Genomic DNA, 13464 nt, shown 5'->3' on the forward strand with positions numbered 1-13464 from the left:
CGGGGAAAGGCTTGTCCTTGGACACCTGCCTGCGCAGGTGTCTGCGGAGAGGGAGCGGGATGGATCATGACTGCTGACCATCCCTGATCTTCTCGTGGTGACGAATGACTTCGGCCACGATGAAATTGAGGAATTTCTCGGCAAAGGTCGGGTCAAGACCGCTTTCCCTGGCGAGGCGCTGGAGGCGCTCGATCTGACGCCCTTCGCGGGCCTTGTCGGAAGGCGGCAGGTCGTGCTCGGCCTTCAGTACGCCGACCTGCTGGGTCAGCTTGAAACGCTCTGCCAGCGTGTGCAGCAGGATCGCATCCATATTGTCGATGCTGGCGCGCAGGCGCTCGAGTTCGGGGAGGGCGGAGGTCATGATACAACTTCTCCCTTCATTTCTCGACGAGCGAAATAGAACTGAGAGTGGATGACGTCATGGGCTGCATCGCGAAATGTCTGCAAGTGCTCTTTGAAGGCGGCGGGACTTTGGTCTACCGCTTCTTCCATGCGGTCCGTCGCGATGGCCAGCTTTTGATGCTTCGGGTTGTTTGGGTCCAAAAGCAGAAAGATGAACGACTTTTTGAAGGGCAGTTGCTCGCCCCGATCACGTTCACTTTTAGATCTCAATTTATTGGTGGTCTCGCAAAGAGCCATAAATTCCGCTGAGGCGCTTCGAAGCTTTTCTACCCAATCGAGACGAATTGATGCGTGGCGCGCAAGAGCGGCAAATTTTTGCTGTCTAACGGAAAATCTCACATTCCAAGCGAGCGCTATTACGGCAGTGACTGCGCCGATCAATGCGACCCAAGCCGGTATTTCTAGGCCCCAGATCATTTCTTCTTCCCCCCACCAAGGCCAGGAAGCCCGCCGGGAGGCATGCCGCCGCCGAGGCCGGGCATTCCACCGCCCGGGAGTGCTGCGCCCTTGCCCATCTTGGCAATGTCAGCTGGCGAAACACCCGCGCCGCCAAGCGCGTTCATCATGCCTTTCATGCCGCCCTTGCCGAGCTTCTTCATCATGTCGGCCATCTGGCGGTGCATCTTCAGCACCTTGTTGACCTCTTGCACGTCAACACCGGCACCGGCGGCGATGCGCTTGCGGCGTGAGGCATTGAGGAGGGCCGGCTTGGCGCGCTCTTTCTTCGTCATGGACGAGATGATCGCTTCCTGACGTTTGAGGACGCTGTCATCCATATTCGCTGCGGCGAGCGCCTGCTTGGCTTTCTTCGCACCGGGCAGCATGCCCATGATGCCGCCAAGGCCGCCCATTTTCTGCATCTGCTTCAGCTGGTCGGCGAGGTCGTTGAGGTCGAACTCGCCCTTGCGCATCTTCTTCGCCATGCGCTCGGCTTTTTCAGCGTCGAGCTGGTCGCCGGCTTTCTCAACCAGCGAGACGATGTCGCCCTGGCCGAGGATGCGGCCGGCAACGCGTTTGGCTTCGAAGGCGTCGAGACCGTCGAGCTTTTCGCCCGTACCGAGGAATTTGATGGGGAGGCCCGTAACCGCGCGCATGGAGAGCGCTGCACCGCCGCGGCCATCACCATCCATACGGGTGAGGACGAGGCCGGTGAGCGGCAGGCGCTCATGGAAGCGGCGGGCCGTCTCGACAGCGTCCTGACCGGTCAGCGCATCCGCAACGAGAAGGGTTTCCTTCGGCTGCGCAATCTTCGCGATCTCGGCCGCCTCGGCCATCATCTGTTCGTCGATCGAGGTGCGGCCAGCCGTATCGAGGAAGACGACGTCATGGCCGCCGAGCTTCGCCGCCTGCAGCGCGCGGCGCGCAATCTCGGCCGGCATCTGGCCTTCAACGATTGGGAGGGAGGTGACGCTGCCGCCAACCTGTTTGGCGAGGATGGCGAGCTGCTCCATGGCGGCGGGGCGGCGAACGTCCAGCGAGGCGAGGAGGACTTTCTTCTTGTCGCGCTCGGCAAGGCGTTTGGCGATCTTGGCAGTGGTCGTCGTCTTACCGGAGCCCTGCAGGCCGGCCATCATGATGACGGATGGCGGGTTGTCGACGCGAAGACCTGTCTCGGCATTCTCACCGCCGAGCATGTCGACAAGCCCGTCATGGACGATCTTGATGACCTGCTGGCCCGGTTTCACCGAGCGGATGACTTCCTCGCCAACCGCACGCTCCTTGATCTTGCCGATGAAGTCCTTGACGACCGGAAGCGCGACATCGGCTTCAAGAAGCGCCACGCGGATTTCGCGGAGCGCAGATGTGACGTCCTTCTCCGACAGGGCGCCGCGCCCGGTCAGTCCGTCAAATATGCCGCCAAGGCGGTCTGTCAGCGCGTCAAACATCGCGGTACTCCTTGCTCATCTGCCAATAGGGGACAGGTAAGCGCTCCATGCCATTCGCGCAAAGCATGAGAGCCCCGCTGAGCGAAACTTCGCCGGGCGGGGGCTTCGCCGAGCTCCTGTCCTCTGAGTTGTTCCCCGCTCACCTTCGGTTCGCGATGGAACGGGCTCAGGGCTGCTGTCCCGGAAAAGCGCGCTTCATGTCATGCGCGGATATCGCGTGCCTAAAGCACGCCAAAGCCGATAAATCAAGCGCCGGACGCGGGCGTCACTTCCCCGATCATCTCTCCAATCGTGCCGAGGGCTGCCTCGATCTCTTCATCAATAAGCGAAAAGACAAAAACATCGGCCCACCCGCCATCGGCCATGCGGGTGTATCGGCGCAGTGTGCCCTCGTGCACGGCGCCCAGCCTTGTCAACTGGGAGAAGGCGCGTTCGCTTCGCGTGGACATCATCCACTCGACCCGGCGGGCGCGCCATTCCATGGCCCGCTTGATCATCAGATACTGGACATGGGTCGCAATACCCGTGCCGCGCTGAGATTCCTCGAGCCATGTATAGCCGACCCGCACCCGCCGGTGCAGTCGGTTCGGCAGGATGAAGGCGGCAAGGCCCACAAGCCTGCCGGTTTTCTTCTGGAACACCACCAGACCCTGGCCGGTGCCAATGTCCGACATGCGAAGCGTGTGGTCGAAATAGGCGTTCAAGGTCTGCCCATCGGGAATGACGGGCATGAACTCCCACATATCGTCCACGGCACGGCTGCTGACGATCGCCTCGCGATGGCTTTCGGCCATTGGCTCGATTCGGATGAGTGATGTTTCAAGACCGGGAGCGTTGAGTTCCATGGCGGGTTCATTCTTGTCGTAAGCGTAGCATAGACCAACGCTGCGGGTTTGAAAGTGATCCGTCGACCACGCCCTTCATGCCCCCCATTGGCGATTACGCGCTAACTGCCTGTTCCGCCTCAAGGACGCGGGCGACAGCATTGATCACGGATGCAATGCGCAGCGACGCCTGGATTTGCTCCGATGTCATGCCCGCCTTACGAAGCTCTGCTTCATGCGCGTCGAGGCACATGCCACAGCCATTCACAGCCGAGACGGCCATGGAGAACAGCTCGAAATTCGCTTTCGAGATGCCGGGCGCGCCAATCACATTCATGCGCAGGCGAGCTGGGAGCGTGCGATAGGTTTCGTTGGAGAGGAGGTGGATGGAGCGGTAATAAACATTGTTCATGCCCATGATCGCGGCTGCGGCTTTGGCAGCCTTGGTCGCTTCCTCGCTCAGCTTGCCGTCCGTCTCGGCAGCAATGCCCTTCACGATTTCGCCGGTGCCGATGGCATAGGCGCAGGCCAGCATGCAGCCATATTTCTGCTCATCATCGAGAATGGTTTCATTCGAGAGCGAACCGAGGTTGAGCTTCAGGTCCTTGGCGTAATCGGGCAGAGCCGATTTCAGTGTTTCGATCGACATTTAATGTTCCGGGGTCTTTGATTCTGGGAGGAGAAGACAGGAAGACGCCGCCCGAACGGGCCGGGCGGCGCTTAACTGTCCTGATTGTTCAACACGTGAACGTCGGCAGACTTACTCAGCCGCGATGTTCAGGATGTCGCCGCCAACCGGGCGGTTGCACGGGCAGAGCTCGTCGGTCTGCAGACCGTCCAGGACGCGCAGTGTGTCTTGCGGGTTACGGCCGACATTGAGGTTGTTGACGTAAACATGCTGGATCACATTGTGCGGGTCGACGAGGAAAGTCGCGCGATAGGCGACGCCTTCGTCCTGGTTGCGTACGCCAAGGCCATCGACCAGCGAGCCATTGGTGTCAGCGAACTGCCAGATCGGAAGTTCATTGAGGTCCTGGTGGTCGCGGCGCCAGGCGAGTTTCACGAACTCATTGTCGGTCGAGCCGCCAAGGACGACACAGTCGCGGTCTTCGAACTCACCGGCAAGGCGGCCGAATTCTGCAATCTCTGTCGGGCACACAAAGGTGAAGTCTTTCGGGTAGAAGAAGATGACCTTCCACTTGCCGTCAAAGCTGTCCCGGGTGAGCTCTTCGAAGGCGCTTTCACCATTCTGTTCGTGGTGCATGAACTTCGGCTTCACGCCGACGATTTTGAAGTCTGGGAGGGAATCGCCAATTCCTAGCATGGGAGAACCTTTCGTAATATCTATTATGCGTATATGCATTGCTTATTGCTTCCGCAATGCAGCTTTGACATGCAGTTGTTTGCGAAATCCAATTGATAAATAGAATTGGTTCAATAGATTATATCTATGCATCTTCCAACGCTCAGACAGCTTCAATTCCTGTGCGCCCTTGCCGACGAGAAATCCTTTTCGAGGGCGGCGGATGTCTGCAATGTGACCCAGCCAACCCTGTCCTCTGCCATCAAGGAAGTAGAGGCGATTCTCGGCGTCCAGCTCGTGGAGCGCGAAGCGCGTGGTGCATCCCTGACGCGCGCGGGTGAAGAGACGGTCGAGCGGGCCCGCGCCATCCTGTCCAGTGCGGCCGATCTCGTCTCTGCTGCTCATCAGGCCGGAGCACCGCTGACCGGGCCGTTCCATCTTGGCGCGATCCCCACCCTCGCGCCCTATCTGCTGCCAAGGACATTGTCGGCGCTACGATCCGGACATCCGGAACTGAAGCTCTATCTTCGCGAGGACCAGACTGACCGGCTGATTGAAGGATTGCGAAATCGCACGCTGGACGCTGCGCTGATCGCTCTGCCATGGGCTTCATCGGGCATCGAGACCGAAACGCTCGGGGATGACGAGTTCCTGTTCATCGCGCCGAAGGGCCACAAGCTTTCCAGGTCGAAAAAGCTCTCGCCGGAGGATCTCAATGGCGAGGATGTCCTGCTGCTCGAGGACGGCCACTGCCTGCGCGACCATGCCATCGCAGCCTGCGCCCTGTCTCCCTCTGCGTCACCGTCGAACATCTCGGCGACATCGCTTGCGACGCTGGTACAGATGGTGGCGGGTGGGCTCGGCATCTCGCTGGTTCCGAAGATTGCCGCCGAGGCCGGGTTGGGAGCCGGGGCGGACCTGAATGTTCGCCAGTTCGATCAGCCGTTGATCGGACGCCAGATCGGCATTGCCTGGCGTGCTGGCAGCCCACGCGAGGCAGAAGCCCGCATGATCGGCAAGAGCGTGAAGAAGACGCTGGCTGCGCGCGCCTAGGTGTCGTGCGTGACGGTCCGGTCGATCTCGGCCGTGACATTGTCTTTGGCGCGGTAAATCTTTTCGTCGAACTGATCTTCCCACTTCGCCACAACGGTCGAGACGGCGAGGTCACCAGTGATGTTGGTCACCGTCCGCATCATGTCGAGCAGCCGGTCGAAGGCGAAGAGCGGGGCCAGGATGAGCAGCATCTGATCCGGCGTTGCTCCGATGACACCGAGCGTGGTGGTGGCGAGGAACAGGCTGACCGACGGGATGCCGGCCGTGCCGATAGAGACCAGCGTCGCCATGACGGCCACGGTCACATAGGTCCCGAAATTCACCTCGATGCCCAGCGCCTGCGCCGCAAAGAGCGCGATCAGGCCCTGATAGAGCGCGGTGCCGTCCATATTGATGGTCGCGCCGAGCGGCAGGACCGACGATGCGACGGGCTTCTTCACGCCGAGATTCTTCTGCGCGACCGACATGGTGACCGGAAGGGTGGCATTGGACGAGGAGGTTGAGAAGGCCACCATCTGTGCGTCCGTGACACCGCGATAGAACGGGATGAGCGGCAGCTTCGCGACGAATTTCAGCAGGAAGCCGTGCGTCAACAGCATGTGCAGGCCGCAGGCGAGATAAAGCGCGAGCGTCATCATGCCGAGTGCGGCCACGACGGAAAGGCCGTACTGCGCCATCACCCAGGCCATCAGGGCGAGGACACCGAACGGGGCCACTTCCATGACGAGAAGGGTGAGCTTCAGGATCGCATCTGAGGCCGAGTTGAAAACGTCCGCGACAGGCTTGCCGGCATCGCCGGCCAGCAGGATGCCGATGCCGAACATGATTGCGAAGAAAATGATGGGAAGCACGTCGCCGCGCGCCATGGCCTCGACCGGGTTGGTCGGGACGATGGAAAGAACCGTCCGCATGATCTGCTCGAAGACGCCGACAGTTTCGAGCGCACCACCGCTTTCGAGGCGCTGGCGGGTCGCTTCGATATCGTCTGCTGACACCGTCGAAACGTCAAAGCCTGCACCGGGCTGCAGCAGCGTGCCCATGATCAGGCCGAGCGTCACCGCGATGGCCGTCGTTCCCATATAGATGCCGATGGCGCGGCCACCGAGGCTGCCGAGTTTCTTCGGGTCGCCCATGGCAAGGACACCGGAGACCAGCGTCAGGAATATAAGCGGGACGACCAGCATGCGGATCAGATTCAGGAAGAGGTCGCCGAACGGCTTGAAATAATTACCGATTGCAGATGCCTCGGCTTCGCTCATTGTGTAGCGAACCACCAGGCCAATCGCTGTGCCGAGCACGAGGCCAATCATCACGCGCTTCCAGAGATCAATCCTGAACCAGGCCTTCATGCCGCCAACCCCTTTGATATCCACAGTCCGGCGCAGCCTAGAGTGGGCCGCACCGAAATCAAACCTGCATCTGTATAAGACGGCTCTAAGCCGTTTCGCCGTCAACCAATCCGGTTTACAACGCAGCACAGATGAACTGGATTGATCGCTTATCGACCGGCTGGAAAGCCTGGGTCCTGCTGTTTGCGCTGACGATGACGGCAGCGGCCCCCGGCGTTTTCAACCTTCCTGCGCTGGACCGCGACGAAAGCCGCTTTGCGCAGGCCTCCAAGCAATACCTTGAGACCGGCGACTACATCACGATCCGGTACCAGGACGAGTATCGCAACAAGAAGCCGGCTGGCATTCACTGGCTGCAGGCTGGCGCGACGGCGGCCTTCGGCGAGGGCGAGAACCTCGACGTCTGGACCTATCGCGTGCCGAGCTGGATTGGGGCTGGCCTCGCCACGCTGGCCTGCTTCTGGCTGGGCATTGCGGCGATCGGCAGACAGGGCGCCTTCATCGGCGCCGCGCTCTTTGGCTCATCCTTGCTGCTGACCTCTGAAGCACACATTTCCAAGACGGACGGGGTGCTGGTCTTCCTGATCACCATGGCGATGGGATGCCTGCTGCGGCTCTACCTGCGCAAGGATAATGACAAACGTCTGGCCATTGCATTCTGGGTGATTCACGGTGCGGGCTTTCTCATCAAGGGGCCCGTGATCACGCTGGTGGCGGGCATGGCCATGCTGGTCCTGTGGCTCTGGGACCGGCGCGACCGTGACTGGATGAAGGCGCTCTGGTGGTGGCCGGGACCGCTGATCAGCGTGCTCATGGTCCTCCCATGGTTCATTGCCATCCAGATCGCGACCCAGGGCACCTATGTCGAAGGCGCCGTCGGCAAGGATCTGAAGGACAAGCTGGTCTCAGCTTCCGAGGGGCATGGCGGCCTGCCGGGCTATCACTTGATGCACCTGCCAGCCTGGTTCTTCCCGGGTATCCTGTTGCTTGTGCCAGCGGTTGCGCTCACCTGGCGGTATCTGCGGCACAAGACGCTGGAATCTCTCGGCGATGTTGACCGCGATGGGCTGAAATTCCTCGTCGCCTGGGCGGTGACGACCTGGATATTCTTTGAGCTCCTGCTGACCAAGCTCAGTCACTATATCCTGCCCGCCTATCCAGCCTTCGCGCTGCTTTGCGGCTGGGCGGCGGTGAAACTGATTGAGGGGCAGCGGGCGACGATTTCGCGTTATGCCTCACTTATCCTTTACGCCATTGGCGGGGTTGCGCTCGCAGCCTTTACCTCGCCCTGGGCGGTCGATGCGCTGCAGGCCGATAAGGCGGGCGACTTCAAGACGGTGGAAGAAAGCGTCGTGATGGCGCAATGGGCCGGGGCGACCGATTATCCGATGTTCTTCTGGTATATGGGCGTTGGTGCTGTGTTCCTCGGCGGTATGGCTCTTGCCATTCGGCAAATTCCTCTCTCAGTTCTGGGCGGCGTTCTCGCAAGTATACTGCTTGGCTGGCAGGCGAGGATATTTGTCCTGCCGACCCAGACCTGGGTGCAGGCAACCGAGACAGCGAAACTCGCACTCGCCGAGGTTTGCGGTATTCCCCGGCAGGACTGCGATGGTGAGGCCGGCCCGGACCGGGTGCTGGCCCTCGGCTTTGCAGAGCCCTCCTATGTGCTGACGCTCGGCACGCAGAACCTGCATCCACCCGAAACGCCGACCGTGCTGCCAGAAGATGAAGCGGCCTATCCGGTTGTCTATCTCGTCAATCTGGAAGACCAGCGCGCGCAGATCGATTTCGCCGAGGTCGAGGCGTCTGCCGCCGCGCTTGGGCGGTGCGAAACCGGGCGGTCCGAGCCGTTCTACGCGCTAAACTATTCCAATAATGACCCCGTCGCCTTCATCGCAGTGCGCTATGAGGCGGACTGTGAGGCTTCGAATACGGCCAGCTGAGCCATGAAAGCGCGCTTCCAGGCAGGTCGCGCTTCGGCGCGATCTGTATAAGAGACAAGGTTCGAATGGGTTTCGAGCAGACCCGTTCCGATGAGGCGCCGCAGCACAGTAACCATAAGGATGTCAGCCGCGCTGAATGAGCCAACGAGCCACTCATCCGTGCCAAGATAGGCCGAGAGGTCGGCCAGAAGTTTCTCTATGCGCGTTTCCAGTACTTTCTTGCGCTCTTCATACCATGGCCGGTCACCCTCCACGATTTTCAGGATGCTTAGGTCAAAGACAGGAGGCTCAATCGTGTTGAGGGCCGCAAACATCCATGTGATGGCCCGTGCCCGGGCTCCCGGCTCTGTCGGCAGAAGTCCCGGATGGCGATCTGCGATGTGAAGCAAGATGGCTCCGGACTCGAAAAGGGAGAGGCTGTCTTCCTCATAGGTCGGGATCTGGCCAAACGGATGGATGCGCTTGTGGGCCGGCTGCTTCATCGCCTCGAAGGACAAAAGTCGCGTTTCATAGCCAACGCCGACTTCTTCAAGCGCCCAGCGCAGGCGCATATCCCGGGCATGGCCGCGACCTCTGTCCGGGGATCGTTCAAACGCGGTGATGACGGGGTTCACTGGAGCCTCCAATCGCCGGGGGTCGAGCGCAGGAGGACGCGTTGGGAGGCGCTCATCCATGCGGCCTTGTCTCAGCCTCGATTACATACCAACCGGTCGGTTTTGTGTCAAGATTGGGCGGGCTCTGTCATCCCGCCTGCCGAGAGCCGCCGGGACCTGTTTCCCGTACCAGTCCGACTAGCTTCTCGGTGGGGCGAGTCCTCGTTCCCTTGCTTCTTCCGGAAGGGCGTCCCACCACTCGGCATAGGATGAGCCCTTCGGGTGCTTCATTGTCTCATCCGGTGCGCCGTCGTCCCACCAGACGGGGCCGCGCTCGCCCAGCGCTTCCTTGGCGGCATTCACTTCTCGGCGAGCCGCTTTCAGCAGGCGCTCATTGTTCTGCACTTCCTTCACCTTGCGCCGGGCGGCCATCAGTTTCTTCGTCAGGGCTTTGCGGCCAGCTGGCGTGAGCCGCGGGTTCGAACAGCGCCACAGTTTCCCATTGGCAACGAAGTAGCGCCCGTCCGGCGTGTGAGGATAATCCTTGAGAGACATGGGTTGGAGCGATTGCGACAGCGGCGCTTCGCGGTCAAGGCGACTCCGCACACATTAACGGCAAATTAAATCTGGCTCGTCAGCAGTTTACAGCTGCAATCAACAGGATGCAGTGTGGCCGCGCGCCCGTCCGAAGACGCGCTGCCAGTCCGAAGGAGGGACCTCATGAATCCATCACGTCGACACCTCATCATGCTCGCCGGAACAACCGCGCTCGCTGCGCCGCTGGGTGCCTGCGGAACGCTGCTCTACCCGGAGCGGCGGGGACAGACCGGAGGACAGCTGGATACGGCCGTGGTTATTCTCGACGGTCTCGGCCTGTTGCTGTTCCTGGTCCCGGGCCTCATTGCTTTCGCCGTGGACTTCGGCTCCGGCGCGATCTACCTGCCGGGCGGGCGCCGCGCGGATACGTCGGACGGGTACGAGCAGTACGCGTTCAAGGGAAAGCTGACGGCGGAAAAGTTTGACCGCGCCTATGAGGCCCAGTACGGCGAAAAGCGCGATTTCGAGTTCGACCAGTTGCAGCGTATCGAAGTGTCGGACGTGGCGGAGATGCATCGCAAGATGGCGATGCTGAACGCAGACGTCGGCTTCCGGGGCTAGCCGCCCCGCACTCCCGGCTCGGCGCTGGTAGCGACCTGAAACCGTGCCTGGCCATTCAGCGTGAGGGGGATGCGCGCATGAAGGGGCTATTACTTCCAGCAATTGTCACGGCGCTATGCGCGCTCGCTGGCTGCAACCTGTTCGGCGCGCCGGCTGACCTGCCGCTGGTGATTGATGAGGCTTATCTCACACGCGAGGGAGGGAAGATGGAGCCGCAGGACTCCTGCGGGCCGGAGTTCGTGCAGGAGCGCTTTCCCGGCGTGCTGCGCGCGGTGATTGACCCGCTGGCCGATGGCCCGTTCCGCCCGGCCTGCAGGCGCCACGATGCCTGCTACCGCTTGCGCGAGAAGGACCAGGCCTGGTGCGATGACCGTTTCCGGGCCGAGATGGTGTCGACTTGCGACAGCGGGACGGGCGGGCTCGGCTATTCGATACCGCGCCTTGGCCCTTCGCTCTGCCGCTTCCATGCGAGCCTCTATTTCAACATGGTCAATTCGACGAATGGGGCGTCGGCCTATGAGGGCATGCCGGGCGGGGTGATTGCCAATCTGCGTCATCAGATCATCCGCAGGACACGCGGCGAGGATGAGGTGAAGGTCTGCCTCGACGTGCACAATCCGACAGTGATGATGCAGGGCTATGATGCCGTGCTGCACGATGAAGCGGGCACGGTGATCGACCGCCAACCGGGCAGGGGACAGCTCAAGCTGCGCGTTGGCGAGCGCGGGACGATCTGCGTCAGTACGGAGGCGGACAGGCGGTATGGCCTGCGCGATGTGGGTGATGGGATCTATGTCTCACTGCGGGCCGATGACCCGGAAGTCTATGCCTTCCGGGGCGACATGGTTGTGGTCGACATGATGCAGGTGGTGCTGGACTGAAGCCGTGCAACCCGCCGGCAATTGGCCAAAGGCGGGACCAGCGCCTTTGGCCGTGCAGGTCAGGGATATGTGCGGCGATATGAGGGCTTCACCGCACAGGCCGGGAGCCTACTTCTTGCGATCGCCCGGAGCCTTGTTGCCCTGGCCGGGCTTGCGGCTCGGCTGGCTGGTCGTCTTCTGCTTGTCGCCGGCTGGCTTGGGCTGGTTGCGATCATGGTCTGGTTGATTTTGCATTGCGGTACTCACTTCTCCTGCATCGCCGGCCCGGCTTTCTGGCGCGGGGGACGGGCGGTGCGGTTTGCCTCTGGAGACCGCCCCGGCTTCATGTCGGGGCAGGCAGGAGCAACGCCGGTCCTTGCCAGTTTGCCTGTGCGAGGCCGACGCCCTGAAAATATCTGGCGGCGACGGGGCGGCGACAAGAGGCGGAAACGCGGCGCGAAGATGAAATTTTATTGAGCTTCGTAGCCGGTCGCGTAGCGATCATTCGATCCGGTGGATCGAATGAAGGCGGAGAAGGCCACGGCAGTGGCGGCGGCGCGAAGCTTCCAGCACGGGCGTCCGCAGAATCCAGTTTCGGATTCGCGGGTTGGGAAAGGCTTAATTCGGTGCGGGGGCAGGGCTAGCCGGGCTTCAGGGGGAGGGCTTCGAAGGCCTGCGCGGTGGAGGCATACGCATCAGAAGCTGCGCATGGCTCACAGGTTTCGGGCGCAAGGCGCAGGAAGCTGACGAGGCGGCCAGCCGGCTCGCCGGGCTCAAGACGCGTCCAGGGCGCGCGGGTGAATAGCCCGGTCCAATCGGCCTCGGCCGGGCTGTCGCCAGTGGCCTGCAGGGTGATGACGAGACGGCCGCGTCGGGTGACGCCGACCCCAAGGATACCGGCCGGGTTCGCGGCCCTGAAGGCGCGGACATAGCGTTCGAAAGCGGCCACTTCCCAGAAGAAGATCGGCCAGTACCAGAGCGGCAGCCGGGTCAGTATGTCCAGAATCCAGGCGCGGGTGAGCATGGGCGAAGTATGCGCCGGGCGCGCGAGGGGGCGGATATTTTTTCCGCAGGAGGCGTCTGGGAGCCGTCCGAGATCGGGCCGAAACCAAGCCGATTTCGGTCCGATTTCAGTTCAGTCTCTGGCCGATGGCGCAGAGAGCTGCGTGCTTCGACAAGCTCGGGATGAGGGGTGGGAAACTCGTGAGGCCAGGTCTGACCTCAATTGCCTGAGATCCCCGCCTTCGCCGGGATGATCTGGGTGGGGGCGCAGGGATTGGCGGCAATACGCAACTTCATGGTGAGCGAAGTCGAACCATGAGGAAGCTTAGCGTACCTGCCTTCGTGGTTCGACTTCGCTCACCATGAAGGCTTTGAGAGGGCAGGCAATGGTTCATGCGTCCCCTCGTGCCCGCAGATACCTGCGTCCTTCGGCTTCGCTCAGGATGAGGGGCAGGTATCCATGGTGCGATGGATGAGATGGCGCATTGTGGGTCCCTGCCCCTCATCCTGAGCACCGTCGAAGGACGCAGGGACTGGCGGCTTATGGAGGGGCGCGGTGTCCGATCTGTCTCAGGCCCTCAAGGCCCGAGCGGCTTCGCCGTGCCTGCGGCAGCCTTGACCGCCTGAAACAGATCGGAAAAAGGCTGGCTGTGGCCGAATGGCAGGGTCTGCCATTCGGCCCTGAACTCGGATCACTAACGCAAATAGGGCGACTTACGCCGCCCTATTCAGTATTTCTAGCTAGGCTGCGTTTCCGCGAACTTCTAGCGCTTTGTCGTAAGAACCTGGATGCAGCTCGTGATGAATCACTTCGCTGATGCGACCAGGGTTTACATCAAACTTCGCTGCGATGCGGTTCTGAAACCAGCCATCCCAGTAAAGCAACCAAACTTCGATTGCTTCGTTAAATGTAAGACGATGAGACGGCTGCCTCGGAGATTTTTGTGACATGAATCACCTTTTTGTTCGGTGATTGGGATGCGTCACGTTGACGTGTTGTGAACATTTTTCGTTGACAGAAAACCTGTCGCGTCACCATATGCGCCATATAAGATTACTCCGAACCACCAGTTTGGATAAAGAGCCGGGTT

General features: G+C 61.1%; 15 protein-coding genes. 4 read left to right on the forward strand and 11 right to left on the reverse strand.

The window, feature by feature from the left end; translation table 11 throughout:
- Window positions 1-64: 64 nt before the first annotated feature.
- From B8746_RS07280 to B8746_RS07305, 6 genes are all read right to left on the reverse strand, one after another.
- A complete protein-coding gene (locus B8746_RS07280; protein ID WP_084392939.1) occupies window positions 65-361 on the reverse strand; it encodes a chorismate mutase in 297 nt (98 codons plus the stop codon).
- On the reverse strand, window positions 358-819 hold the full coding sequence (locus B8746_RS07285; protein ID WP_084392940.1) for a hypothetical protein: 462 nt from the start codon (window positions 817-819) through the stop codon (window positions 358-360). Before B8746_RS07285 ends, B8746_RS07280 begins: the two co-directional genes overlap by 4 nt.
- On the reverse strand, window positions 816-2288 hold the full coding sequence (ffh, locus tag B8746_RS07290; RefSeq protein WP_084392941.1) for a signal recognition particle protein: 1473 nt from the start codon (window positions 2286-2288) through the stop codon (window positions 816-818). The genes B8746_RS07285 and ffh overlap by 4 nt, the downstream gene beginning before the upstream one ends.
- A 245-nt stretch (window positions 2289-2533) precedes the next feature.
- Window positions 2534-3133, reverse strand: a complete 600-nt coding sequence (locus tag B8746_RS07295; protein WP_084392942.1) for a GNAT family N-acetyltransferase — start codon at window positions 3131-3133, stop codon at window positions 2534-2536.
- Window positions 3134-3227: 94 nt separating this feature from the next.
- Complete coding sequence (locus tag B8746_RS07300) at window positions 3228-3761, reverse strand: carboxymuconolactone decarboxylase family protein (RefSeq protein WP_084392943.1); 534 nt, start codon at window positions 3759-3761, stop codon at window positions 3228-3230.
- A 111-nt stretch (window positions 3762-3872) separates the two neighbouring features.
- On the reverse strand, window positions 3873-4436 hold the full coding sequence (locus B8746_RS07305) for a peroxiredoxin (protein ID WP_084392944.1): 564 nt from the start codon (window positions 4434-4436) through the stop codon (window positions 3873-3875).
- Window positions 4437-4562: 126 nt separating this feature from the next.
- Here B8746_RS07305 and B8746_RS07310 point away from each other — a divergent pair, with 126 nt between their 5' ends.
- Window positions 4563-5468, forward strand: a complete 906-nt coding sequence (locus B8746_RS07310) for a hydrogen peroxide-inducible genes activator (RefSeq protein WP_084392946.1) — start codon at window positions 4563-4565, stop codon at window positions 5466-5468.
- On the opposite strand, the gene B8746_RS07315 is transcribed toward B8746_RS07310, so the two are convergent.
- Window positions 5465-6841 (reverse strand): dicarboxylate/amino acid:cation symporter, encoded by a 1377-nt coding sequence (locus B8746_RS07315; RefSeq protein ID WP_233124015.1) that lies wholly within the window; start codon window positions 6839-6841, stop codon window positions 5465-5467. The genes B8746_RS07310 and B8746_RS07315 overlap by 4 nt on opposite strands.
- A 107-nt stretch (window positions 6842-6948) precedes the next feature.
- Between B8746_RS07315 and B8746_RS07320 the strand changes: the two genes are divergently transcribed.
- Window positions 6949-8760: an ArnT family glycosyltransferase gene (locus B8746_RS07320; RefSeq protein ID WP_084392950.1), complete on the forward strand. Its 1812-nt coding sequence runs from the start codon at window positions 6949-6951 to the stop codon at window positions 8758-8760.
- Here the strand turns inward: B8746_RS07320 and B8746_RS07325 are convergent.
- Window positions 8721-9374 (reverse strand): glutathione S-transferase family protein, encoded by a 654-nt coding sequence (locus B8746_RS07325; protein ID WP_095380837.1) that lies wholly within the window; start codon window positions 9372-9374, stop codon window positions 8721-8723. The genes B8746_RS07320 and B8746_RS07325 overlap by 40 nt on opposite strands.
- Window positions 9375-9551: 177 nt before the next feature.
- Window positions 9552-9908, reverse strand: a complete 357-nt coding sequence (locus B8746_RS07330; protein WP_084392953.1) for a hypothetical protein — start codon at window positions 9906-9908, stop codon at window positions 9552-9554.
- A gap of 165 nt (window positions 9909-10073) precedes the next feature.
- Here B8746_RS07330 and B8746_RS17235 point away from each other — a divergent pair, with 165 nt between their 5' ends.
- Both B8746_RS17235 and B8746_RS07340 read left to right on the forward strand, forming a co-directional pair.
- A complete protein-coding gene (locus tag B8746_RS17235) occupies window positions 10074-10511 on the forward strand; it encodes a hypothetical protein (protein WP_084392954.1) in 438 nt (145 codons plus the stop codon).
- 77 nt (window positions 10512-10588) lie between these two features.
- Window positions 10589-11392 carry a hypothetical protein gene (locus B8746_RS07340; RefSeq protein ID WP_084392956.1) on the forward strand — a complete coding sequence of 268 codons (804 nt, stop codon included), beginning with the start codon at window positions 10589-10591 and terminating at the stop codon, window positions 11390-11392.
- Window positions 11393-11500: 108 nt separating this feature from the next.
- Here B8746_RS07340 and B8746_RS17505 read toward each other — a convergent pair whose 3' ends face one another.
- A complete protein-coding gene (locus B8746_RS17505) occupies window positions 11501-11626 on the reverse strand; it encodes a hypothetical protein (RefSeq protein ID WP_267905926.1) in 126 nt (41 codons plus the stop codon).
- Between the two features lie 385 nt (window positions 11627-12011).
- On the reverse strand, window positions 12012-12395 hold the full coding sequence (locus tag B8746_RS07350) for a hypothetical protein (RefSeq protein ID WP_084392959.1): 384 nt from the start codon (window positions 12393-12395) through the stop codon (window positions 12012-12014).
- Window positions 12396-13464 lie beyond the last annotated feature (1069 nt).

Origin of the sequence: Henriciella pelagia (genome assembly GCF_002088945.1) — a bacterium.
GTDB classification, from domain to species: domain Bacteria; phylum Pseudomonadota; class Alphaproteobacteria; order Caulobacterales; family Hyphomonadaceae; genus Henriciella; species Henriciella pelagia.